The sequence below is a fragment of the Variovorax sp. V213 genome, assembly GCF_041154455.1.
Classification (GTDB): domain Bacteria; phylum Pseudomonadota; class Gammaproteobacteria; order Burkholderiales; family Burkholderiaceae_C; genus Variovorax.
Genome location: NZ_AP028664.1, coordinates 4150040 through 4172444, shown reverse-complemented (window position 1 = coordinate 4172444; position 22405 = coordinate 4150040). Strand labels below are relative to the sequence as shown.

Here is a 22405-nt window from a genome sequence, read left to right as displayed (position 1 = left end):
TCATGACTCCCAGATACCGCGGCATCTTCCCGGTGGTGCCCACCACCTTCACCGAACAGGGCGCCCTCGATCTCGAAAGCCAGAAGCGCTGCGTCGATTTCATGATCGATGCGGGCTCCGACGGGCTGTGCATCCTTGCCAACTTCTCGGAGCAGTTCGTTCTCTCCGACGAAGAGCGCGAGGTGCTCACGCGCACAGTGCTCGAGCACGTGGCCGGCCGCGTGCCGGTGATCGTCACCACCACCCACTACAGCACCCGCATCTGCGCCGAACGCAGCCGCCGCGCGCAAGACATGGGCGCCGCCATGCTGATGGTGATGCCGCCCTATCACGGCGCCACCTTCCGAGTGCCGGAGCCGCAGATCTTCGAGTTCTACGCCGGTCTCTCGGATGCGGTGGGCATTCCGATCATGATCCAGGACGCGCCCGCGAGCGGCACCTTGCTGTCGGCGCCTTTTCTGGCGCGCATGGCACGCGAGATCGAGCAGGTGGCGTATTTCAAGATCGAGACCCCGGGTGCGGCGTCCAAGCTGCGCGAGTTGATTCGCCTGGGCGGCGATGCGGTCGAGGGCCCGTGGGACGGCGAGGAAGCCATCACGCTGATGCCCGATCTGGATGCGGGTGCGACCGGCTCCATGACGGGCGGTGGCTATCCCGATGGCATCCGCCCGATCATCGAGGCGCACCGCGCGGGCGACCGAGAGAAGGCCTTTGCGCTTTACCAGCAATGGCTGCCGCTCATCAACTACGAGAACCGCCAGGCCGGCTTGCTCGCCTGCAAGGCGCTGATGAAAGAAGGCGGCGTGATCGCCTGCGAGGCGCCGCGCCACCCGCTGCCGACGATGCACCCCGACACGCGCGCCGGCCTGATCGAAACCGCGAAACGGCTCGATCCGCTGGTGCTGCGCTGGGGGCGTTGAAGAGCGTAGAGAAGGAAAGAGAGAAGGGCGCTCAGCTCTTCTCGAGTTCGCTGACCTGCAGCGACAAATCGAACAGCTTCGACTTGCTCGCGTAATAGCGGTCGAGCCGCCATTCCTTCAGGATGTCCATGGCGAGTTCGAAGCTCTTGTAGTCCAAGCTGTAGAGCGTGACCAACTCGAAGCTGCGTTCGGATTCGAGCGCCAACACGAGCTGCGCCAGGATCTTGGCCGATTCGTTGGCCGGGTCCGTTTCGATGAATCGGCGAGCGACCTTGATGGCATTCATGGGAAAGAGTTCCTCGGTAGGCAGAGACCGAGAACTATAGCTAGCACGCGCCCGTGCTTTATGACAGTCTCGTGACAAGCGGGGTCATCGCGGCGCTTGCGCGTGGTGGAGGCGCCCGGCCGCCGCACCGAATGGGCGGCGCGTGCGGCATGGGTGTCCTGCGCTTCAGCGAACAGGTGTCGGCATCGGCATAGGCATCGGGGCCGGCATCGGCTCCATGGGCGCAGGTGCCATCGGTTCCACCGGTGCAATGGCCGGTGACGGGACGCGGGAAGGCGCGGGCATCGGCGCTGGCATCACCGCAGGCGCGGGCATCACGACGGTAGTGACCGACTCGCGAATCACGCCGCCGCCCATCACGCTGCCGTCGACAGTGCCGCGGCTATTGCCGCTGCCGCCAAGCACGCGTGCCTCGCAGTCTGCGCGGTCGGCTGGCGGTTGGAGCCCGCAGCGCGCGAGGGCATTGCGCTGGTAGTCGGGTGCGCTGGTCAGCCCGCCGCGCGCAGCCTCCTGGCGTGCGGCGCCGGCTTCGCGGATACAGGCCGCGCGGTCTTGCTGGTTGTTGCCGCAGACCGAGAGCTCCTGCCGGTAAGTGGAGTCGCCGCGGCGCGGCTGGGCCGAGGCCGACGTGACCGCGGCAATACCGCCCACGGCAATGAGGGCGGCAATCATCGAACGGGTGGTGCTGTTCATGGTGTGCTCCTTGGAGTGACCTGAAACATGAGGTGAATTAGTTGGAAAGGACGGGCCGCGCCAGGTTCCGCGCGGCGATGCTCAACGCGTGGGTGAGGCGGGTTGCGGCGGCAGCGGCGTGACCGTTTCGCGGATGATGCCGCCCCCCATCACGCTGCCCTCGGTGCTGGTGCGTGCGCCGCCCTGCAGGCGCGCTTCGCAATCGGCGCGGTCGGCCGAGGGCTGTTCGCGGCAACGCGCCATGGCATTGGCGTCGGCGCGGCCGGGGCCGACACTGGTCAGCCCGTTGCGGCCTGCTTCCTGCCGCGCGGCACCGGCTTCGCGAAGGCACGCGGCGCGGTCCTGCTGAACGCCATCGCAGGTGGCGCGCTCCTGCTGCGCGCGCTCGGCGGAGCCGGGCGCCTGTGCCTGCGCGATCGACGCGCTGAACACTGCTGCAAGAAGCGCGGCAGCAGAAAGGGTGGAACGAACTGTTGTTGTCATCGGGTGCTCCTGATTGAGGCGCGCCCTCCGAAAGCGCGACCGGACCCGCAGTGTGGTCCGGTGCACCCCTTGCAGGGTGTGGGACTGCGCAGACAGCAGGCCCGGCCAGACTCGCCCATGTGTGTGGGACGTGTCCGGCATGGGGCCGGCGGTGGCCGGCCCGTGGCGGGTCAGCCCGCCGCGATGCGCTGCGCGAGGTGCGCGAGCGCTTCCTCGACCTGGTCGACCAGGATCAGCGACAGGTCGCCAGGCTGCAGCCTGGCGAGCGCGGTGTCGATGGCAACGAACTCGCCGCGGATCTCGTCGATGTAGCGCGTGCGCGCCGCGTCTTGCAAGCCCTGGCGCAGCAGCGCCATCACCTCGCCGTCGGCGCGGCCGCGCTGGGCTGCGTCCTGGTACAGGATGACGTCGTCGAAGGCCTGGCCCAGGATGGCGGTCTGGTCGCGGATGTCGGAATCGCGCCGGTCGCCCGCGCCGCTGATCACCACCGAGCGCTTGTTGGCCGGCATCGTGTCCACGGCCGACACCAGCGCGCGCATGGCGTCGGTGTTGTGGCCGTAGTCGGCGATCACGGTGGCGCCGCGGTAGTCCATCACGTTGAAGCGTCCCGGCACGCCGGCCGCGTCGTTCATGAAGCTCGCGAGGCCGCTGCGGATGGTGTCCCAGTCGAGCCCCACGGCCCATGCTGCCGCCACCGAGGCCATCACGTTGTCGACCTGGAAGCCGATGGTGCCGTTGCGCGTGATGGGCACGTCGCGCAGCGCGATGCGCTCGCGCCACGAGCCTTCGGCCGCCACCAGCGTGTCCTGGTCGACATAGACGGTGCGCTTGCCCTGCGCGCGGTGCGTGGCCATCACCGGATGCTGGCGGTCGGCGGTGAAGAAGATCACATGGCCGGGGCAGCCCGCGGCCATGGCGGCCACGTTGACGTCGGCGGCGTTGAGCACCGCATAGCCATCGGGCGCGACGTTGCGAACCACCACGCGCTTGAGCACCGCGAGGTCTTCGACCGTGGTGATGTAGTTCAGGCCCAGGTGGTCGCCGCTGCCGATGTTGGTGACCACCGCCACCTGGCAGCGGTCGAAGCCGAGGCCTTCGCGCAGCACGCCGCCGCGCGCCACTTCGAACACGGCCGCATCGACGTCGGGGTGCATGAGAACGTTGCGCGCGCTCTTGGGGCCGCTGCAGTCGCCACTGTCGGTCTGGCGCCCGTCGACATACACGCCGTCGGTGTTGGTCATGCCGGTGCGCAGCCCGCTCGATGCGAGCAGGTGGTTGATGAGGCGCGCCGTGGTGGTCTTGCCGTTGGTGCCGGTCACGGCCACCACCGGAATGCGGCCATCGTCGCCGGGTGCGAAGAGCGTGTCCATGATGGCCTCGCCGACCGCGCGGCCGCGGCCGAACGAAGGCGAGATGTGCATGCGCAGGCCCGGCGCGGCATTCACTTCGACCACGCCGCCATGCTGTTCTTCGAGCGGACGCAGAACGTTCTCGCACACCATGTCGACGCCGCAGATGTGCAGCCCGACCATCTGTGCCGCATCGACGGCGCGCGCAGCCACTTCGGGGTGCACGGTGTCGGTCACGTCGGTGGCCGTACCGCCGGTGGACAGGTTGGCGTTGTTGCGCAGCACCACGCGCTGGCCGCGATCGGGCACGCTACCGGGCGTGAGGCCCTGCGCCTCCAGGCGGCCGATGGCGATGTCGTCGAGCCGGATCTTGGTGAGCGACGTGGCATGCCCTTCGCCGCGGCGCGGGTCGAGGTTGACGGTGTCCACCAGCTGGCGCACGGTGGAGCTGCCGTCGCCGATCACGTGCGGCGGGTCGCGCCGCGCGGCGGCCACGAGGCGGTCGCCCACCACCAGCAGGCGGAAGTCGAAGCCCGGCAGGAATTTCTCGACCATGACTTCACCGTACACGGCGGCCGAGTCGTAGGCGGCCGTGAGTTGCTCGCGCGTCGTGATGTTGACCGTGACGCCCTTGCCCTGGTTGCCGTCCTGCGGCTTCACGACCACGGGCAGGCCGATTTCCATGGCTGCGGCCCAACCGTCCTCGGCATCGGAGACGGGACGGCCCAGCGGCACGGGCACGCCCGCGGCATTGAGCAATTGCTTGGTGAGTTCCTTGTCCTGCGCGATCGATTCGGCCACGCCGCTGGTGCTGTCGATCTCGGCGGCCTGGATGCGGCGCTGCTTGGAACCCCAGCCGAACTGCACGAGGCTGCCGCTGGTGAGGCGGCGGTAAGGAATGCCGCGCGCCACGGCGGCGTCGACGATGGAGCCGGTGCTCGGGCCGAGGCGCTCGGATTCGTCGAGGTCGCGCAGCTCGGTGATGGCAGCGGTGGCGTCGAAGGCCGTGTCGGCCAATGCGGCCGCGATCAGCTCTTCGGCCAGTGCGAGCGCGCGGCGCCCGACCTCTTCTTCGCTGTACTGGAAGGTGACCTGGTAGACGCCTTCTTCGACCGTAGGCGCGGTATGGCCGAAGTTGACGGCGCAGCCGGCTTGCGACTGGAGCGCCACGGCGGCGTTCTCGAGCACGTGTGCCAATGCCAGCGGCTGGCCTAGCACCATCGGATGCAGTTCGCCGATGGTGGGAAAGCGCGCACGCAGGCGGGCTTCGAAGCCCGGCAGCCTGCTGATGGCGTTCTCGTCGCCTTCGCAGGCCACCACGGCCTCGATGGCGGTGTGGCGGCTCCAGAGATTGGGACCGCGCAGGGCGCGGATACGGGTGACTTTCATGGGGCGACGCGGTTCGGTTGGACGATGGGGGCCGCCTCGCTTGGTGGAGTCGGGGCGGCGTGGCGCATCAGGCAAATTGTGGTTGGGACGAAAGCGGCTGGGTCTGCGAAAGCTGCAGCGAGGCCAGCGCCGCCTGCAGGTCGGCCTCGAAGGCTTCGACGCCGGCGCCGATGAGGTTCAGCGGAATGCCCAGTGCCCAGGCGGCGGCCACCGCGGCCAGCAGGCTCTCGAGGCTGACGCCCGCGTGGGTGGCCCGCCAGATGGTCAGCCGGCCGAGGCCCGGCAGGAAGGATTCGCTGCTGCCATTGGCGAGCACCACGCGGTCCTGCCGCACCAGCACGGCCTTGCCGCCGGCGGTCTGGTGCGCGGTGAGCGCGGCGGCTTGCGGATCGGCGGCGTAGAGAATGACGGCGCCATCGCACAGCGGCGCCAGGCCGGCCACGCGCGGATCGCCCGCGTTCAGTACGGCCGTGCCTTCGCCGAGCACCACGTCGACCTGCGTGCGCAGCACCTTGACCATCTGGTCGCTCTCGGTGATGTCGTAGTCGGCCAGCGCTTCGGCGCCTTCGAGGTCGGTCACGATGCCGACTTCGCAGCGGTCGTAGGCGAGGCCGTCGCGCAGGATGGTCCCGGCACCGTTCTCGATCACCACGGCCTGCACGGCACGGTTCACGAGCAGGCGGTGGCCGGCGTCCCAGTTGGCGCTGTCGCGCGCATCGACGCGGCGGCGCTCGAGGAACAGGCCGTCGCGGCAGGCCAGGCCCGTGTGGCGCCCGCCCAGGTTGATGAGCCAGGCGACCAGGCGCGCGAGCACGGCGGTGTCCTTGGAGCCGGCCACGCCAACGACCGGAATGCGGCCCGGCGCATCATTGGGAAACAGGTGGTCGCAGATCGCGCGGCCCACCGGGCGCGGCGAGCCTACGGCCGGCTTCAGGTGCATCAAGAGGCCGGGGCCGGCATTGACTTCGACGATGGCGCCGCGCTGCGGGCCGAGCGGCTTGCCGATGTCCTGCGCCACGAGGTCGATGCCCGCGATGTCGAGGCCCACCACCCGCGCGGCCAGCACGGCGGCGTGTGCCACTTCGGGGTGGACCTGGTCGGTGCAGTCGTTGGCCATGTTGCCGTTGCGCTGGATCGTGACCACGCGGCCGGCGGCCGGCACGGAAGCACCGTCGAGTTCCTGGCGCTTGAGTTCGAGCTGCAGCTTGGCGTCGGTGTCCAGCACGATCAGGTCGAGCGGGTATTCCTCTTCGGCGCCGCGGCGCGGATCGCTGTTGAGCTGCTTCTCGATCAGCTCGGCGACCGTGCTCTTGCCGTCGCCCGTGACGGTGATGATCTCGCCGCGCGCGGCGGCCACCACTTCGCCGCCCACCACCAGCAGGCGGTGTTCGTGGCCGCGGATGAAGCGCTCGACCATCACGTCGCTGCCCTCGGGCTCGGCGACCGCGAAGGCGGCCATGACTTCTTCGCGCGTGGTGAGTTCGAGCGACACGCCGCGGCCGTGGTTGGCGTCCGACGGTTTCACGACCACCGGCAGGCCGATATCTTCGGCGGCTTCCCAGGCTTCTTCGGCGTTGGCCACCACCTGGCCCTCGGGCACCGGCACGCCGCAGCTCGCGAGCAGCGACTTGGTCAGCTCCTTGTCGCTGGCAATCGATTCGCCGATGGCGCTGGTGTAGTCGGTCTCCGCGGTCCAGATGCGCTGCTGGTTGGCGCCGTAGCCCAGCTGCACCAGGTTGCCGCTGTTGAGCCGCATGTGCGGAATGCCGCGGTCGGTGGCGGCGGACACGATGGCCGCGGTGCTCGGGCCGAGATAGCAGTCTTCGACCTTGGCCTTGACCGCATCGACGGCTTTTTGCACGTCATGGGCGGTGAACGGGTCGTTGTTGATGGCGGCCATCAGCAGGCGGTGGCCTTCGGCCAGTGCCACCCGGGCCACCTGCTCGTCGCGCGCGCGAAACACCATGCGGTAGACGCCGTGCTCCGAGGTACTGCGGGTCTGGCCGAAACCGGTCGGCATGCCGGCCAGGTTCAAGAGCTCGATCACCACGTGCTCGAGCACATGGCCCGACCAGGTGCCTTCGGTCAGCCGCTGGATGAAGCCGCCGCGCTCGCCCACGCCGCAGTGGTGCTCGATGAGCGCCGGCAGCAGGGCCGTGAGGCGGTCGGTGAAGCCGTCGATCTTGTTGGACGGGTAGTCTTCCAACTGCCCCAGATCGAGCCAGACTTCCAGCACGGGCCGGTAGGTCCAGAGGTTGGGACCACGCAAATAATTGATGCGCAGCAGGCGGATGTCGTCGAAACGGGTCATGCAAACGTTCGATGTGCTTTGGCCGAGCACCACGGCGCCTTCAAGCGCGCCCATGGCAATCGGTCAGAATCGGCGCCCGACAAAGGACGCCATGAAGCGGTCCATGCGGCCCGCGACGGGAAAGAGTCAAAGAAACACAATGCAACATCACGATCCAGTCGGCGCCCGGGAGGGCGAAACCGAGGCGGCCTCAGACGCGCTGAAAAGCCGGCTCGCAGTCGCGGAAAACGTTCTGGTCACATTACCGGTTGACCTCGACGACGAACTTCTGTTTACCTTTGGTCTCGTCGCCCTCACCGATCGGCGCCTGCTGGCGCTGCAACCGGGCGGCCAGTGGTGTGAGTGGACACTATCAGATTCCTCGCTCGGTTTGCAATTGAGCGACCATTCGGGTGTCGGAACGCTCGAATTGATGGGTGCTGAAGGGCTTTTGGCGCGCTGGCGTTACACGCTGGCCAACCAGCCGGCTGCGCTGCGGCTGCTCAAGCTTTTCGGCCAGCGCGAAAACGGCACTGTCGCTGAGGTGACAGTCGAACCCGACGGCGACGAACTGGCCGGCACCGACACCGAACTGCAGACGCCCCCCTCGACCTGGGTGCTGCTGCGGCTGGGCCGCTTTGCCAAGCCCTATCGCAAGCAGCTGATCGCGGGGTTTCTGCTGACGCTGATTTCCACCGCCGCAACGCTGGTGCCGCCTTACCTGACCATCCCGTTGATGGACGACATCCTGATTCCATTCCAGAACGGTCAGAAGATCGATCCGGCGCGGGTGGGCTTGTATCTGAGCGGCCTGCTCGGCGCAGCGCTGGTCGGCTGGGGCCTTGGCTGGGCCCGCACTTATCTGCTGGCGCTGGTGTCGGAGCGCATCGGCGCCGACCTGCGCACCACCACCTACGAGCACCTGCTGACGCTGCCGCTCGACTATTTCGGCGGCAAGCGTACCGGCGACCTGATGGCACGCATCGGCTCCGAAACCGACCGCATCAACGTGTTTCTTTCGCTGCATGCACTCGATTTTGCGAACGACGTGCTGATGATCGTGATGACCGCGGTCATCCTCGTGTCCATCAATCCGCTGCTTGCGGTGGTCACCCTGGTGCCGCTGCCCTTCATCGCCTGGATGATCCACGTGGTGCGCGACCGCCTGCGCACCGGGTTCGAGAAGATCGACCGTGTCTGGTCGGAGGTCACCAACGTGCTGGCCGACACCATCCCCGGCATCCGCGTGGTCAAGGCCTTCGCACAGGAGCGCCGCGAGGCCGAGCGCTTTCGCATCGCCAACGCCTACAACCTGCAGGTGAACGACAAGCTCAACCGCACCTGGTCGCTGTTCACGCCCACCGTGTCGCTGTTGACTGAAATCGGTCTGCTCGTGGTCTGGGGCTTCGGCATCTGGCAGGTGGCGCGCGGCAGCATCACCGTGGGTGTGCTCACCGCGTTCATCGCGTACATCGGCCGCTTCTACACGCGGCTCGATTCGATGAGCCGCATCGTGTCGGTCACGCAGAAGGCGGCGGCCGGCGCCAAGCGCATTTTCGACATCCTCGACCACGTGAGCAACGTGCCCGAGCCGGCCAACCCCGTGAAGATCGAGCGCGTGCAGGGGCGCATCGAAATGAGCGGCCTGGGCTTCCGATACGGGTCGCGCGCCGTGATCCGCGACCTCGACCTGACCATCGAGCCCGGCGAGATGATCGGCCTGGTGGGCCACAGCGGCTCGGGCAAGAGCACGCTGGTCAACCTGATCTGCCGCTTCTACGACGTGACGGACGGCGCCATCAAGGTCGACGGCACCGACATCCGCCGCTTTGCGGTGGCCGACTACCGGCGCCATGTCGGGCTGGTGCTGCAGGAGCCATTTCTCTTCTTCGGCACCATTGCGCAGAACATCGCCTACGGCAAGCCCGACGCCACACGCCAGGAAGTGGTGGCCGCCGCGCGCGCCGCGCATGCGCACGACTTCATCCTGCGCCTGCCGCACGGCTACGACTCGCTCGTGGGCGAGCGGGGCCAGGGCCTTTCGGGTGGCGAGCGCCAGCGCATCAGCATCGCGCGTGCGCTCTTGATCGACCCGCGCATCCTGATCCTCGACGAAGCGACTTCGGCCGTGGACACCGAGACGGAAAAAGAGATCCAGAAGGCCCTCGACAACCTCGTGCAGGGCCGCACCACCATCGCCATCGCGCACCGCCTGTCGACGCTGCGCAAGGCCGACCGGCTGGTGGTGATGGACCGAGGCGAGGTGGTCGAGGTGGGGCCGCACGACGCCTTGATGGCGAAGCAGGGCGCCTATTGGCGGCTCTATCAGGCACAGTTGCGCCAGGCCGACGAAGATGCGAGCGAAGGCGCAATCGACGAACGCGCCGGCGCCCAGCTGCCGCTGGTCAGCCATGCAGCCCACCCGGCGGGAGACGCGTGATGAGCACCCCCAACGACAACACCACCCCTCTTCCCGTTTTCGATCTCGAGCGCGACTCCTTCGGCCGGCTGGTGCTGACCGATGCGCAGGGCGAGCGCCACGTCGGCGTCACGCCCGTGCGGGCCTTTCCGCTCAGTGCGCCCGGCGAAGGCGTGTCGCTGGTCGGCAGCGAGGGTCGCGAGCTGGTCTGGATCGACCGCGTCGAAGCGCTGCCGCCGCCGACCCGCGCACTGCTCGAACAGGAACTGGCGGTACGTGATTTCGCGCCCACGCTGCTGAAGCTGCACGGTGTGTCGAGCTTCGGCGTGCCCAGCACCTGGACGGTGAGCACCGACCGCGGCGACACCAGCTTCGTGCTCAAGGCCGAGGAAGACATCCGCCGGCTCGAGGGCGGCGCGTTGCTGATCGCCAGCGCGCATGGCGTGCAGTTCCGCATTCCCGATGTGAAGGTGCTCGACCGCGCCTCGCGCAAGCTGCTCGAGCGCTTTCTTTAAAAGCGCACGGCCAGCGCGAACGGATTCAGGCCGACGCGGCGCCGCCCGGCGCGGCGGGCAGTGCACGCGCCTGCTGCCCTGTGGCCCTGGCGCGCTGCTGGCCCCAGTCGGTGATGGGCTTCTCGAACCGGCGGTACAGAAAATCGGATGCGACGAGTGCAACGCCGAAGGACGCGAACAGCAGCAAGGGCCCTGCGACCGTGGCGGGCGACATGCCGATCACGGCTTGGGCGGCCAGGTACTGCACCAGGTACATCGCGTACGAACGGCGTCCCACGAACAGAAGAAAACGCGACGAGAGAACGCGGCGCAACCAGGTGTTCGCAACCAGCGCAGGCAGCAGCATGCCCACCAGCAGCACGTAGATCGCGATCAGCTGCGGCTGGCCGATCCAAGCGGAGATGGCCAGCGATTTGCGGTGCACGGCGACGAGCGCAAGCCCAACCGCAAGGGCTGCCGCCTGCGTCATGAAAATGCGCATCCAGCCAAAGGTCCTGCGCGAATGCATCGCGATGGCCACCATCGAGCCGACCAGCATTCCGAGGTAGTGCCAGGGCGAAAACCAGGACGGGTGAGCGCCCGTCATCCAGACCGCGGCCAGCAGCGCAAGGCCGCATGCCGCGGTTCCGAAGCGCGAGGCGCAGGTCGAGCCGAACAGCGCGAACACGGCCGGCCACAGGAGGTAGTACTTCCACTCGACGCCCAGGGTCCAGGTCATCTGGAGCGGCGCGAAGTCGGCGAGCTCGTTCAGCAGCGTGAGGTAGTAGGGCGTGGCCGCCTTCATCTGTTGCCACGCCGCGCCCTGGGCGACGAAGCTCAGGCCCAGCACCAGCAGATAGACGAGAAAGTAGAGCGGCAGGATGCGGGCCGCGCGCCGGATGTAGAACGCCCTCAGCGACACCGTGCCGGTGGCATCGCGCTCGCGCAGCAGCAAGGTGGTGATCAGGAAGCCGGAGAGCACGAAAAAGGCATGCACGCCCAGCCAGCCGGAGAACTTGTCCCAGCTGGGGCCGCCGAAGTGAAATCCGAAAACGAGGAAGACGGCAACGGCTCGCAGGCCGTCCAGCGCTGCGAAATTCCGTGTTTGCAGATAGTCGTCAAGGTCGTGGATCGACCCTTGTTCGCGCATTTTGGCGGCCTCCTCCGAGGGAGCGGATTTTGCCCCGGCAGAGTACTTTTGTGGTGCACTGAACGTGTCCCGGCGGTCTCTCTTGTTGCCCCCGCGCGACGCTGCGTCCCACGGGCTGCGAAAATCGACGCTTTGAACCGGCAACGGCCCCCCGTTGAAGCGAAATGCCCTTGCACACCACCGCCCTCGTCCTGTTTTCCGGTGGCCAGGACTCGACCACCTGCCTCGCGGATGCGCTTTCGAAGTACCAGCGCGTCGAGACGCTGGGTTTCGACTACGGCCAGCGGCACCGCGTCGAACTCGACGTGCGCGGCACCATCCTCACGAAGATGCGCCAGCGCTTTCCCGACTGGGCCCCGCGCCTGGGCGAAGACCACGTGCTCACGCTGGCGGCACTTGCCCAGCTCGGCGGCTCCTCGCTGACGGAAGAGGTGGCCTTCGAAATGCAGGCCGACGGCCTGCCCAACACGTTCGTGCCCGGACGCAACCTGCTGTTCCTGACCCTGGCCGGTGCGCTGGCCTACCGGCGCGGCCTGCAGGTGATCGTCACCGGCGTCTGCGAGACCGACTTTTCCGGCTACCCCGACTGCCGCGACGACACCATGAAGGCGATGCAGCTCGCGCTGTCGCTCGGCCTGGAGCGCCGCCTGGTCATCGAGACGCCGCTGATGTGGATCGACAAGGCCGAGACCTGGCAGATGGCCGAGCGCCTGGGCGGCGAGGCGCTGGTCGAACTCATCGTGGAAGAAACCCACACCTGCTATCTCGGCGACCGCGAGCATCGCCAGGCCTGGGGCTACGGCTGCGGCGAATGCCCCGCCTGCGACCTGCGCAAGAAGGGCTGGGAGCGCTACGCCTCCCGCGCTTAAGAAGCTGGGGAGGCCGAGGTTTCGAGCCGGTAGCGTGCGCTGCCGGCCGGTGCGCCGTCGGCCTGAGGCACCAGTGTCCAACGCTGGTTGTGGAAGTCGCCCACCGCCGCGCGGTGCGCAATCGACACCATGGCGCCGCCCGCGGCCTTCACCCGGTCGGAGAGCCGCTTGTAGAGCACGCCCTCGGCCTCGGCATCGAGCGCGCTGGTGATCTCGTCGGCAAAAAGCCATGACGGTTTCTTCAGCAGCACGCGCGCGATGGACAGGCGCTGCTGCTCGCCACCCGAGAGCTTCTGGCTCCAGACATCGCTGTCGTCGAGCCGGTTCACCAGGTCGGGCAGCAGCGCGTCGACGAGAGCCTGGCGCAGCTCGGCGTCGCTGTAGTTCTCGGCCGGATTGGGGTAGGCCAGCGCGTTGCGCAGGGTGCCGTCCGGCACGTAGGGCCGCTGCGGCATGAACACCGCGCCTTCAGGCACCTTCACGTGGCCGCGCGCAAACGGCCAGATGCCGGCAAAGGTGCGAAACAGGGTCGACTTGCCGCTGCCCGATGGGCCTTGCAACAGCACGCTGTCGCCCGGCTTCACGGCCAGCGCCGCGCCCGAGAGGAGCGAGGTGCCGTTGGGCAGCGCCACGCCGAGATCGCCGGTTTGCAGCGCGGGCGCGGTGCCGTCGCGGTCGAGCGCCTGACTCTGGGCCGCATGGGCGCGCATGGCATCGTCGAAGCTGGTGAGCCGGTCGGTGGTGGCGCGCCAGACGGCCACGCGGTCGTAGTTGTCGACGAACCAACTGAGCGAATCCTGCACCTTGCCGAAGGCCGACGAGATCTGCATCAGCTGGCCGAGCTGGATCGCGCCGCTGAAGAACCTCGGTGCGGCCACGATGAATGGAAAGATCACGGCGGCCTGCCCGAAGAAGGCGGTGAAAGTGATCAGGTTCTTCTGCTGCTTGATGAGCACCAGATAGTTGCGCAGCACGCTGCCGAAGCGCAGGTCGAGTTGGCCGTGCTCGACCTTCTCGCCCTTGTCCAGCGCAATGGCCTCGCTGTACTCGCGTACCCGGACCAGGTGGTGCCGGAAGTCGGCCTCGAAGCGCTGTTGCCGGAAGTTGGTGCCGATCAGCGGGCGGCCGATGTAGTGCGTGATGACCGTGCCGACCACGCAGTACACCACCGCCAGCCAGACCATCGCACCCGCGATCTGGTAGGTGGTTCCGCTCAACGTGAGATCGAAGTTGCCCGACAGCCCCCAGAGAATGCCCACGAAGCTCACGAGCGTGACCACCGCGTTCAGGAGGCCCATGGACAGCGACATCGTGTAGTCGGTGAACATCTGCATGTCCTCCTGGATCCGCTGGTCGGGATTGTCCGGCGTATGGCCGTCGTTCTGGGCGTAGCGCGCGAGTTCGAGGTGATAGAAGGTCCGGTCGGACATCCAGCGCGACAGGTAATCGCGCGTCATCCAGGTGCGCCAGCGCAGCTGCAGCAGTTGCGTCACATAGAACTTGAGCACCTGGACCGCGATGTTGGCGAAGGCGATCCAGCCGAAGACGCCGACCTCGCGCCAGAAGACAGCCGAGTCCTTGTTCTGCAGCGCATCGTAGAAGCGCCCGTACCACTGGTTGCCCAGCACGGCCACGTACACATAGAACAGGTTCAGCGCGACGATGCCCAGCAGCATGGCGCGTGCGCGCCATTTCTCCTCGGAACGGAAGTAGGGCGCCGCAAGCGCGAAAACGCGCCGCAGGACCTGGGCGAACGTGGCGGCACGCGCCGGGACGGATAAAGACATGCAGATTTCCTCGGTGGGCGCGGGTGCGCCGGACATCGTGAGGAACCATGGTAGTCAAATGTTCCTTAAACGGGCCTGAAGCCCCGCCCGGAACCTCGAAAAGTGCTCAGCGCAGCATGACCCGTGCCGCGGTCTCCAGGAAATGCCTGAGCGTCGGCGTCTCGAGCCCGGCCACTTTCGCCTCGTCATCCCAAAGGCGCAGCCGCACCGCGTCGCCGGCCCAGCGCTGATCGGCAAAGCGCTGCGCCGTCTGGGCATCCATCACACCGCCTTGCAGCGCCAGGCTGCGCACCGAATCTGGCGAGAGTTGCGAGAAGTAGTCGGGCCGCGTCGCGCAAAGGTAACGCTTGGCATCCACGTGCAGGCGGATCGGCTCGCGCACCTCGGCGCCGAAGGCTCCGCGCAGCAGGGGCATGGCGATGTGCTGGTGGCGGTCGTCGATGCCCAGTTCGGTGGGCGAGCGCGACAGCGTCTGGTGCTCGGCGATCAGCAGGTGCCCGAGGTCATGCAGCAGCGATGCGGTGACCAGCGCGTCGCCCGCGCCGGCCTGCTCGGCAAGCCATGCGCACTGCAGCGCGTGTTCGAGCTGCGATACCGGCTCGCCCGCATAAGCGACTCCGCCGCGTTCGGCGAACAGGCGGGCGATCTCGGCGAGGTCGAGTGTCATGGATCCGAAACGAAGGCGGTCCGCGCGAGGCGGCGGCACCCCAGCTTCGAGCATCGCAGTGACAAGGACATGACGAAGCCCCCACAAGCGCCACGCAGGCGCGTGCCTTCTGACAAATGCCTGTCACACGCCGCTGCCAGCATCGCCGCGTTCATGGCGCTTGCCGTGGGTACTTTCTTCCGCGTACGTCCCGCTCCGTCTTCATTTCCGAGGGTTTCCCCATGCTGCGTCGTTCTATCCGCTGGTCTGCCGTGCCGGCCGCTCTGCTCTCGCTGGCCTTTGCCGCTTCGGCCCAGGGCCGCACCGAGCTGCTGGTCTACACCGCGCTCGAAGCCGACCAGGTGCAGGCGTACAAGTCTGCGTTCGAAAAAGAAAACCCGGCCATTGAATTGAAGTTCGTGCGCGACTCCACCGGCATCGTCACCGCCAAGCTGCTGGCCGAAAAAGCCAACCCGCAAGCCGACGTGGTGTGGGGCCTGGCCGCCACCTCGCTGATGCTGCTCGACAAGGAAGGCATGCTCCAGCCCTACGCGCCCAAGGGCCTCGAGGCCATCAAGCCCACCATGCGCGATGCGGCCAACCCGCCCAAGTGGGTCGGCATGGACGTGTGGTCGTCGGCCATCTGCTTCAACACCGCCGAAGCGCAGAAGAAGAGCCTGCCCAAGCCCACCAGCTGGGCCGACCTGACCAACCCTGTCTACAAGGGCCAGATCACCATGCCCAACCCCGCGGCCTCGGGCACCGGCTACCTGATGGTGTCGGGCTGGATCCAGATGATGGGTGAAGAAAAGGCGTGGAAGTACATGGACGCGCTGCACCAGAACATCGGCATCTACAGCCAGTCGGGCAGCAAGCCCTGCCGCCAGGCCGGCGCCGGCGAGTTCGCGCTCGGCATGTCCTTCGAGTACCGCGCCAACAAGACCAAGCGCGACGGCGCGCCCATCGACATCGTGCTGCCGAAGGAAGGCCTCGGATGGGACATGGAAGCCACCGGCATCATGAAGACCAGCAAGAAGCAGGACGCCGCCAAGGCGCTCGCTGATTGGGCCGTGACGAAGCAGGCCAACGAGCTCTACGCAAAGAACTTCGCCGTGCTCGCGCTGCCGGGCATCCAGGAGAAACTCGAATTCGTGCCGGGCGACGTCGAGAAGCTGCTCGCCAAGAACGACTTCACCTGGGCTGCCGCGAACCGCGACCGCATCCTGACGGAATGGTCCAAGCGCTACGAATCGAAGTCGGAAAAGAAGCCGATGTGATCGTGCATCCCGGCGACAGCACATGACAAGCTTCCTTTCCCTTCGCGGCATCGGCAAGTCCTTTGGCGCCACCCGCGTGCTCGATGGCATCGATCTCGACATCGAGCCCGGCGAATTCGTGTGCCTGCTCGGTCCCTCGGGTTGCGGCAAGACCACGCTGCTGCGCATCGTGTGCGGCATCGAGCGTGCCGACGGCGGGCAGATCCTGCTCGACGGGCAGGACATCGCGGGCCTGCCGCCCGCGGCGCGCGGCTTCGGCGTGGTGTTCCAGTCGTATGCGCTGTTCCCCAACCTCACGGCGGCGCAGAACATCGCCTACGGCCTGCACCCCACCGGCGCACTCGCGCGCGAGATGGCCAAGCGCTCGCGCGAGATGCTCGACCTGGTCGGCCTCGCCGCGCACGCCGACAAGTACCCGGTGCAGCTTTCGGGCGGCCAGCAGCAACGCGTCGCACTGGCGCGCGCGCTCGCGCCCAACCCGCGCCTGCTGCTGCTCGATGAGCCGCTCTCCGCGCTCGACGCGCAGGTGCGCGCCAGCCTGCGCAGCGAGATCCGTTCGCTGCAAAAACGCCTGGGCATCGTCACCATCATGGTCACGCACGACCAGGAAGAAGCCCTTTCGATGGCCGACCGCGTGGTGCTGATGCACAACGGCCGCATCGAGCAAGCAGGCACGCCCGACGAGCTGTACCGCGAACCGCGCACCCGCTTCGTGGCGGGCTTCGTCGGCCGCATGAACATGCTGCCCGCGACCGTGCTGGCCGATGGCAAGGTGCGGGTGCGCGACAGCGAACTGTTCTGCGCACCGGGCAACCTGAGCGTCGGTTCGCAGGCCACCGTAGGCATCCGCCCCGAGCACGTGGTGGTCAGGCGCTTCGGCACCGAGCTCGGCGCCAACAGCTTCGCGGCGCGCCTGCTCGATACGGAATTCTTCGGCAACCGCACTTCGGCGCGGCTGGCCTGCGAACCGCTGGGCATCGAGATCGAGGCCGAACTGCCCGCCGATGCGCGCAACGGTGGAGACGAGCCGCTGGTGCCCAGCAGCATGGTGCACATCCAACTGCCCCTGAATGCACTCTCGGTCCTGGCGCACTGAGCCATGAGCAGCCCCCCCGAAGCCATCGCCGCCCGGCCGATGGCGATGGCGCGCAGCAGCGCTTTCGACCGTGAGCGCTGGCTGACGGGCGCGGCCGTCTCGCTGCTCGTGCTGCTGCTGGTCGTGATCGTGGCGCTGCCCGTCGGCGCACTGGTCGGCCAGAGCTTCTTCGACCGCGCGGGCGCCTTCGTCGGCCTCGCGAACTTCGCGCGCTACCTCGACAATCCCGCACTTGTGCAGTCGGCCTTCAACAGCCTGTGGCTCGCGGCGGTGAGCGCCGTGATCTGCACAGCCATCGCCTATGTGTACGCCTATGCGCTCACACTGTCGTGCATGCCGGCCAGGGGCATGCTGCGTGCCGTGGCGCTCATTCCGCTGCTTGCGCCTTCGCTGCTGCCGGCCATCAGCCTGGTCTATCTGTTCGGCAACCAGGGGCTCTTCAAGGGATTGCTGGGCGACGTGTCGATCTATGGCCCGCTCGGCATGGTGCTCGGCTCGGTGTTCTGGACATTGCCGCATGCGCTGCTGATCCTCACCACCGCCATGGCCACTTCCGATGGCCGTCTCTACGAAGCGGCGCAGACGCTCGGCGCCTCGCGCTGGCGCATCTTCCGCACCGTGACGCTGCCTTCCTCTCGCTACGGGCTCATCGTTGCCGCGATGGTGGTGTTCGTGCTGGTCATCACCGACTTCGGCGTGCCCAAGGTCGTCGGCGGCCAGACCGGCGTGCTCGCCACCGACATCTACAAGCAGGTGGTCGGCCAGCAGAACTTCCAGATGGGCGCCGTGGTCGGTCTGGTGCTGCTGATTCCGGCGGTGCTTTCGTTTCTGGTCGAACGCCGCGTGCGCAGCAGGCAGGCCGCGGCGCTTTCGGCACGTGCCACGCCCTACCAGCCGGAGCCCGTGGCATCGCGCGACCGCGCGCTGCTCGTGTTCTGCGGGCTCACTGCTTGCGCCATCCTCGTGATGATCGGCATGGCGGTGTTCGCGTCGCTCGCCACCTACTGGCCCTACCAGCTCGCACCGTCGCTGAAGAACTACGACTTTAGCAACATGGACGGCGGCGGCTGGGGCAGCTACCTCAACTCCCTGCGGCTCGCGTCGTGTGCCGCGGTCGCGGGCGCGCTCGCCACCTTCGTCTCGGCCTATCTGGTGGAGAAGCCGCGGCACTTCGGCCTGCTGCGCGAGTTGCTCAACCTGCTCGCCAACCTGCCGCTCGCGGTGCCGGGGCTGGTACTGGGCGTGGGCTACATCTTCTTCTTCATCTCGCCGTCGAATCCACTGCGCGGGCTCTATGGCGGCATGGCGATCCTCGTCATCTGCACCGTCGCGCACTTCTTCTCGGTGGCGCACCTCACCTCGCTCGCCGCGCTGCGCCAGCTCGATCGCGAGTACGAGCTGGTGTCGGAGTCGATGGGCGTGCCCTTCTGGCGCACGCTCTGGCGCGTGCACCTGCCGGTGGCGCTGCCCACGGTGCTCAACGTCGGCGGCTACTTCTTCGTCAACGCGATGACCACCGTGTCAGCCGTCGTGTTCCTCTACTCGCCGCAGACCACGCTGGCCGCCATCGCCGTGCTCAACATGGACGATGCCGGCGACGTGGCACCCGCTGCCGCCATGGCCTCGCTGATCATGCTCACGGCCGCCGTCGGCCGCGGCGTGTTCGCGCTGGCTGGACGTTGGACGCTCGAACGCACCCAAGCCTGGAGAAACCGGTAATGCCCGGAACACCCGACAACAAAGACAGTTTCGACCTCATCGTCGTCGGCGCCGGCATCGTCGGCCTGGCCCATGCCTACACCGCCGCGCAGCGCGGCCTCAAGGTCTGCGTGGTCGAGCGCGATGCGGCCTGCATCGGCGCATCGATCCGCAACTTCGGCTTCATCACCATCACCGGCCAGGCGCCGGGCGACACTTGGCGCCGCGCCATGCATTCCCGCGAGGTCTGGCAAGACATCGCACCGCAGGCTGGCATCGGCATCGTGCACCGCAATCTGTGGCTTGCGGCCTACCGCAGCGAGGCACACGACGTGCTCGAAGCCTTCATGCGAACGCCGATGGGCGAAGCCTGCCAGCTGCTCGATGCGGCCCACGCCCAGGCCAGGGCGCCGGCGCTGAGCCTGGCCGATGCGAGCTCGGTGCTGTTCAGCCCGCACGAGCTGCGCGTCGAATCGCGCACCGCCATCGGCCTGCTCGCGAAATGGCTGGCCGAAGTGCACGGCGTGGTGTTCCGCTTCGGGGAGACCGTACACGAGGTGGAGACGCCGCGCGTGCGAACCTCGCGCGGCCTGCTTCGCGGCGAGCGCGTGGTGGTCTGCACCAACACCGATCTGCACGGCCTCTTTGCCGACCGCATTGCCGCGCACGACCTCACTCTGTGCCGCCTGCAGATGCTGCGCGTGAAACCCGAAGCGGGCTTCCGCCTGCCGGGCTCGGTGATGATGGACCTGAGCCTGGTGCGCTACGAGGGCTATAGCACCCTGCCCGAGGCGACCGCACTGCGCGAGCGGCTGCAGGAGGAGGAGGCCGCTTCCCTCGCGCACGGCATTCACCTGATCGTGGTGCAGAGCGCCGACGGCTCGCTGGTGGTCGGCGACTCGCACCACTATGGCGACGCGCCCGAGCCGTTTGCAATGGAAGAAGTCGACCGGCTCATCCTGCGCCACCTGCGCGGCACACTGAATCTCGAAACAGCGCAGATCACCGAACGCTGGACCGGCGTGTACCCCTCGTCGAAGACCACCCCCTGCGTGATCGATGCGCCCGACGAGGCAACGCGCGTGGTGCTGGTCACCAGCGGCACCGGCGCGAGCACGGGTTTCGGCATTGCGCACGACGTATTCATGACATGGTGAGTACCTTCATATGAACGCCCACAATCACTCCAAGCTCCAGGCCGTCGTCTTCGACTGGGCCGGCACCATCATCGACTTCGGCTCGTGCGCGCCCATGGGCGCCTTCGTGAAGCTGTTCGGGCAGTTCGGCGTGGACATAAGCATTGCCGAAGCGCGCGGCCCCATGGGCATGGCCAAGTGGGACCATATCAAGGCGCTGGGCACGCTGCCGCGCATTGCGGCGCAGTGGGAGGCGAAGCAGGGCCATGCCTTCAACGATGCGGACGTGGACCGCCTCCATGAAGTGTTCACGCCGATGAACGCCGCCAGCGTGCGCGACCATGCCGACTTCGTTCCCGGCGCGCTCGACGCGGTGAATGCCGCGCGCGAGCGCGGCCTCAAGATCGGCTCGACCACCGGCTACAACCGCCCGATCATGGAAGTGGTCGCGCCCATCGCGGCGGCCGGCGGCTACGCGCCCGACAACCTCGTGTGCGCCGGCGACCTCGCGCAAGGCCGTCCGTCGCCGCTCATGATGTACCGCTGCTTCGCCGACCTCGGCGTATGGCCGCCGCACACCGTGGTCAAGGTCGACGACACCGGCGTGGGCCTGCAGGAAGGCCTCAATGCCGGCACCTGGACCGTGGGCCTTGCGGTGAGCGGCAACGCGGTCGGCCTCACGTTCGCCGAATGGCAGGCGCTCGATGCTGCACAGCAGCAGGAGCACCGCGAGCGCGCCACCGCCCAGCTCCAGGCTGCAGGCGCTCACTACGTCATCGATAGCGTTGCCAACCTGCCGAACGTCCTCGAAGACATCGAGCGCCGGCTGCAGGGCGGCGAGCGGCCGGCAGCCGCCTGACGGCGCCCGGCCGTTCCGATTCGGCACGGCGTCCGACTTGACTTGCAGGGCGGCGGGCATAGCATCCGCCGCATGAGAAGCACAGCCTTTGTTCTTCTGTTCTGCATCGGCCTGGTGACGGCCGGCTGCAACGACAAGCCCAAGCCGGGCGGGCCGGTGCCCAAGGCTTCGGCGAGTGTCGTGGTGCCGGCGCTGCCCGCGGCCTGATCCGCCCCTGGACGCGAAGGCGGCCGCGTGCCGCCGGCCATTGTGCGCTCCTGTTTTCGTGTCCGAGGGTATCCTCGGTGCGAAGCAAACAATGAAAACATCCGAGACAACCGCCTATCTGGCGGATTCGCGCTATGCCATGCTGCGGCTCGCCCTCACGCTGCTGATCATGACGGTCGGCAGCAGCGGCATGTACGTGGTGTCCGTGATGCTGCCTGCCGTGCAGGCCGAGTTCGGCGTCGCCCGCGCCGATGCATCGCTGCCGTACACCCTGCTGATGCTGGGCTTCGGCCTCGGCGGCGTGCTGATGGGGCGGCTGGCCGATCGCTTCGGCGTGATGTGGCCCCTGCTGGGCGGTGCCGTCAGCCTGGGCCTTGGGTATGTCGCCTGCGGCATGGCCGACGGCATCGTGGCCTTCACCCTGGCGCAGGCGGTGCTGGTCGGCCTGCTCGGCAGTGCCGCGGCCTTTGCGCCGCTGGTGGCCGACACCTCGCTCTGGTTCGTGAAGCGGCGCGGCATTGCGGTGGCGGTATGCGCGAGCGGCAACTATGTCGCCGGTGCCATCTGGCCGCCTGTCGCGCAGCATTTCATCGAGACCGTGGGATGGCGGCAGACCTACATCGGCATGGGTGTGTTCTGCGGCTTGGCGATGGCGGCGCTTGCGCTCTTCATGCGAGCCCGGCCGCCGTGCATTGCTGTCGAGCCTTCCGGTTCGGCGCTTGCCATGGGGCCGGGCGCGGTGCGCAAGCGCGACATGACGCGGCCATTCGGCCTCGGCATGGGCACGGCGCAAGGCCTGCTGTGCGTGGCCGGCGTTGCCTGCTGTGTGGCCATGTCGATGCCGCAGGTGCACATCGTGGCCTATTGCAGCGACCTGGGCTACGGTGCCGCGCGCGGCGCGCAGATGCTGTCGCTGATGCTGGCTTTCGGCGTGGTGAGCCGGCTGGTGTCGGGCGCCATCTGCGACCGCATCGGCGGCCTGCGCACGCTGCTCTTGGGCGGCGTGCTGCAGTGCGTGGCGCTGCTGCTGTTCCTTCCCTTCGACGGACTCGTGCCGCTCTATGTGATCTCGGCGCTGTTCGGGCTGTTCCAGGGCGGCATCGTGCCGTCTTACGCGATCATCGTGCGCGAGCACTTTCCGCCCGCCGAAGCCGGCGCGCGCGTGGGCACGGTGCTGATGTTCACGCTCTTCGGCATGGCGCTGGGCGGCTGGATGTCGGGCAAGGTGTTCGACCTCACCGGCAGCTACCACGCGGCGTTCCTGAACGGCATCGGATGGAACCTGCTGAACGTGAGCATCGCGGCGATGCTGCTGTTCAGGGTTCGGCATCTTCGGCTTCGCCCCGCCGCGGCGTAG

Annotated in this window: 19 protein-coding genes; 11 read left to right on the top strand and 8 right to left on the bottom strand. The window is 67.6% G+C overall.

The genetic code is table 11. The features are described from left to right. The first annotated feature begins 2 nt into the window (after positions 1-2). Positions 3-920: a dihydrodipicolinate synthase family protein gene (locus ACAM55_RS19830; protein WP_369653178.1), complete on the top strand. Its 918-nt coding sequence runs from the start codon at positions 3-5 to the stop codon at positions 918-920. A 31-nt stretch (positions 921-951) separates the two neighbouring features. On the opposite strand, the gene ACAM55_RS19825 is transcribed toward ACAM55_RS19830, so the two are convergent. From ACAM55_RS19825 to cphA (ACAM55_RS19805), 5 genes are all read right to left on the bottom strand, one after another. Then, on the bottom strand, positions 952-1206 hold the full coding sequence (locus ACAM55_RS19825) for a hypothetical protein (RefSeq protein WP_012746204.1): 255 nt from the start codon (positions 1204-1206) through the stop codon (positions 952-954). 165 nt (positions 1207-1371) lie between these two features. Continuing rightward, entirely contained in the window at positions 1372-1899 is a 528-nt protein-coding gene (locus ACAM55_RS19820; RefSeq protein ID WP_369653177.1) for a hypothetical protein, read from the bottom strand. An 81-nt stretch (positions 1900-1980) separates the two neighbouring features. Continuing rightward, the gene (locus tag ACAM55_RS19815) at positions 1981-2382 is read right to left on the bottom strand and encodes a hypothetical protein (protein WP_369653176.1); all 402 of its coding nucleotides are present in this window, start codon (positions 2380-2382) and stop codon (positions 1981-1983) included. 170 nt (positions 2383-2552) lie between these two features. Next, the gene (cphA, locus tag ACAM55_RS19810; protein WP_369653175.1) at positions 2553-5120 is read right to left on the bottom strand and encodes a cyanophycin synthetase; all 2568 of its coding nucleotides are present in this window, start codon (positions 5118-5120) and stop codon (positions 2553-2555) included. 67 nt (positions 5121-5187) lie between these two features. Further along, positions 5188-7431, bottom strand: coding sequence for a cyanophycin synthetase (gene cphA, locus ACAM55_RS19805; RefSeq protein WP_369653174.1), 2244 nt, complete (start codon positions 7429-7431; stop codon positions 5188-5190). Between the two features lie 139 nt (positions 7432-7570). Here cphA (ACAM55_RS19805) and ACAM55_RS19800 point away from each other — a divergent pair, with 139 nt between their 5' ends. Then, positions 7571-9850: an ABC transporter ATP-binding protein gene (locus tag ACAM55_RS19800; RefSeq protein WP_369653173.1), complete on the top strand. Its 2280-nt coding sequence runs from the start codon at positions 7571-7573 to the stop codon at positions 9848-9850. After that, entirely contained in the window at positions 9850-10344 is a 495-nt protein-coding gene (locus ACAM55_RS19795) for a DUF1854 domain-containing protein (protein WP_369653172.1), read from the top strand. The genes ACAM55_RS19800 and ACAM55_RS19795 overlap by 1 nt, the downstream gene beginning before the upstream one ends. A gap of 25 nt (positions 10345-10369) precedes the next feature. Here the strand turns inward: ACAM55_RS19795 and ACAM55_RS19790 are convergent, their stop codons facing one another. After that, on the bottom strand, positions 10370-11473 hold the full coding sequence (locus ACAM55_RS19790) for an acyltransferase family protein (RefSeq protein ID WP_369653171.1): 1104 nt from the start codon (positions 11471-11473) through the stop codon (positions 10370-10372). A 164-nt stretch (positions 11474-11637) separates the two neighbouring features. Between ACAM55_RS19790 and queC the strand changes: the two genes are divergently transcribed. After that, a complete protein-coding gene (gene queC / locus ACAM55_RS19785; protein ID WP_369653170.1) occupies positions 11638-12342 on the top strand; it encodes a 7-cyano-7-deazaguanine synthase QueC in 705 nt (234 codons plus the stop codon). Here the strand turns inward: queC and ACAM55_RS19780 are convergent. Together ACAM55_RS19780 and ACAM55_RS19775 are read right to left on the bottom strand one after the other, a co-directional pair. Beyond that, positions 12339-14129 (bottom strand): ABC transporter ATP-binding protein/permease, encoded by a 1791-nt coding sequence (locus ACAM55_RS19780; protein WP_369653169.1) that lies wholly within the window; start codon positions 14127-14129, stop codon positions 12339-12341. The two genes, queC and ACAM55_RS19780, sit on opposite strands and share 4 nt — an antisense overlap. Before the next feature lie 106 nt (positions 14130-14235). After that, positions 14236-14796 carry a phosphonate degradation HD-domain oxygenase gene (locus ACAM55_RS19775; protein WP_369653168.1) on the bottom strand — a complete coding sequence of 187 codons (561 nt, stop codon included), beginning with the start codon at positions 14794-14796 and terminating at the stop codon, positions 14236-14238. Between the two features lie 221 nt (positions 14797-15017). Here ACAM55_RS19775 and ACAM55_RS19770 point away from each other — a divergent pair, with 221 nt between their 5' ends. The 7 genes from ACAM55_RS19770 (at position 15018) to ACAM55_RS19740 (ending at position 22405) form a co-directional block, all read left to right on the top strand. Further along, positions 15018-16052: a putative 2-aminoethylphosphonate ABC transporter substrate-binding protein gene (locus ACAM55_RS19770; RefSeq protein WP_369653167.1), complete on the top strand. Its 1035-nt coding sequence runs from the start codon at positions 15018-15020 to the stop codon at positions 16050-16052. 22 nt (positions 16053-16074) lie between these two features. Further along, a complete protein-coding gene (locus ACAM55_RS19765) occupies positions 16075-17148 on the top strand; it encodes an ABC transporter ATP-binding protein (protein ID WP_369653166.1) in 1074 nt (357 codons plus the stop codon). A gap of 3 nt (positions 17149-17151) precedes the next feature. Continuing rightward, the gene (locus ACAM55_RS19760) at positions 17152-18867 is read left to right on the top strand and encodes a putative 2-aminoethylphosphonate ABC transporter permease subunit (RefSeq protein ID WP_369653165.1); all 1716 of its coding nucleotides are present in this window, start codon (positions 17152-17154) and stop codon (positions 18865-18867) included. Next, positions 18867-20003, top strand: a complete 1137-nt coding sequence (locus tag ACAM55_RS19755) for a TIGR03364 family FAD-dependent oxidoreductase (RefSeq protein ID WP_369653164.1) — start codon at positions 18867-18869, stop codon at positions 20001-20003. Before ACAM55_RS19760 ends, ACAM55_RS19755 begins: the two co-directional genes overlap by 1 nt. A 10-nt stretch (positions 20004-20013) precedes the next feature. After that, positions 20014-20841: a phosphonoacetaldehyde hydrolase gene (phnX, locus tag ACAM55_RS19750; protein WP_369653163.1), complete on the top strand. Its 828-nt coding sequence runs from the start codon at positions 20014-20016 to the stop codon at positions 20839-20841. 72 nt (positions 20842-20913) lie between these two features. Further along, a complete protein-coding gene (locus tag ACAM55_RS19745) occupies positions 20914-21048 on the top strand; it encodes a hypothetical protein (protein ID WP_369653162.1) in 135 nt (44 codons plus the stop codon). Between the two features lie 91 nt (positions 21049-21139). After that, positions 21140-22405, top strand: a complete 1266-nt coding sequence (locus tag ACAM55_RS19740; protein ID WP_369653161.1) for an MFS transporter — start codon at positions 21140-21142, stop codon at positions 22403-22405.

Coding starts and splice junctions, on each gene's coding strand:
- ACAM55_RS19745 (WP_369653162.1), top strand. CDS start 20,914: ATGAGAAGCACAGCCTTTGTTCTTCTGTTCTGCATCGGCCTGGTGACG.
- ACAM55_RS19830 (WP_369653178.1), top strand. CDS start 3: ATGACTCCCAGATACCGCGGCATCTTCCCGGTGGTGCCCACCACCTTC.
- ACAM55_RS19800 (WP_369653173.1), top strand. CDS start 7,571: ATGCAACATCACGATCCAGTCGGCGCCCGGGAGGGCGAAACCGAGGCG.
- ACAM55_RS19790 (WP_369653171.1), bottom strand. CDS start 11,473: ATGCGCGAACAAGGGTCGATCCACGACCTTGACGACTATCTGCAAACA.
- ACAM55_RS19825 (WP_012746204.1), bottom strand. CDS start 1,206: ATGAATGCCATCAAGGTCGCTCGCCGATTCATCGAAACGGACCCGGCC.
- ACAM55_RS19820 (WP_369653177.1), bottom strand. CDS start 1,899: ATGAACAGCACCACCCGTTCGATGATTGCCGCCCTCATTGCCGTGGGC.
- cphA (WP_369653175.1), bottom strand. CDS start 5,120: ATGAAAGTCACCCGTATCCGCGCCCTGCGCGGTCCCAATCTCTGGAGC.
- ACAM55_RS19795 (WP_369653172.1), top strand. CDS start 9,850: ATGAGCACCCCCAACGACAACACCACCCCTCTTCCCGTTTTCGATCTC.
- ACAM55_RS19755 (WP_369653164.1), top strand. CDS start 18,867: ATGCCCGGAACACCCGACAACAAAGACAGTTTCGACCTCATCGTCGTC.
- cphA (WP_369653174.1), bottom strand. CDS start 7,431: ATGACCCGTTTCGACGACATCCGCCTGCTGCGCATCAATTATTTGCGT.
- ACAM55_RS19740 (WP_369653161.1), top strand. CDS start 21,140: ATGAAAACATCCGAGACAACCGCCTATCTGGCGGATTCGCGCTATGCC.
- ACAM55_RS19815 (WP_369653176.1), bottom strand. CDS start 2,382: ATGACAACAACAGTTCGTTCCACCCTTTCTGCTGCCGCGCTTCTTGCA.
- phnX (WP_369653163.1), top strand. CDS start 20,014: ATGAACGCCCACAATCACTCCAAGCTCCAGGCCGTCGTCTTCGACTGG.
- ACAM55_RS19775 (WP_369653168.1), bottom strand. CDS start 14,796: ATGACACTCGACCTCGCCGAGATCGCCCGCCTGTTCGCCGAACGCGGC.
- queC (WP_369653170.1), top strand. CDS start 11,638: ATGCCCTTGCACACCACCGCCCTCGTCCTGTTTTCCGGTGGCCAGGAC.
- ACAM55_RS19780 (WP_369653169.1), bottom strand. CDS start 14,129: ATGTCTTTATCCGTCCCGGCGCGTGCCGCCACGTTCGCCCAGGTCCTG.
- ACAM55_RS19760 (WP_369653165.1), top strand. CDS start 17,152: ATGAGCAGCCCCCCCGAAGCCATCGCCGCCCGGCCGATGGCGATGGCG.
- ACAM55_RS19765 (WP_369653166.1), top strand. CDS start 16,075: ATGACAAGCTTCCTTTCCCTTCGCGGCATCGGCAAGTCCTTTGGCGCC.
- ACAM55_RS19770 (WP_369653167.1), top strand. CDS start 15,018: ATGCTGCGTCGTTCTATCCGCTGGTCTGCCGTGCCGGCCGCTCTGCTC.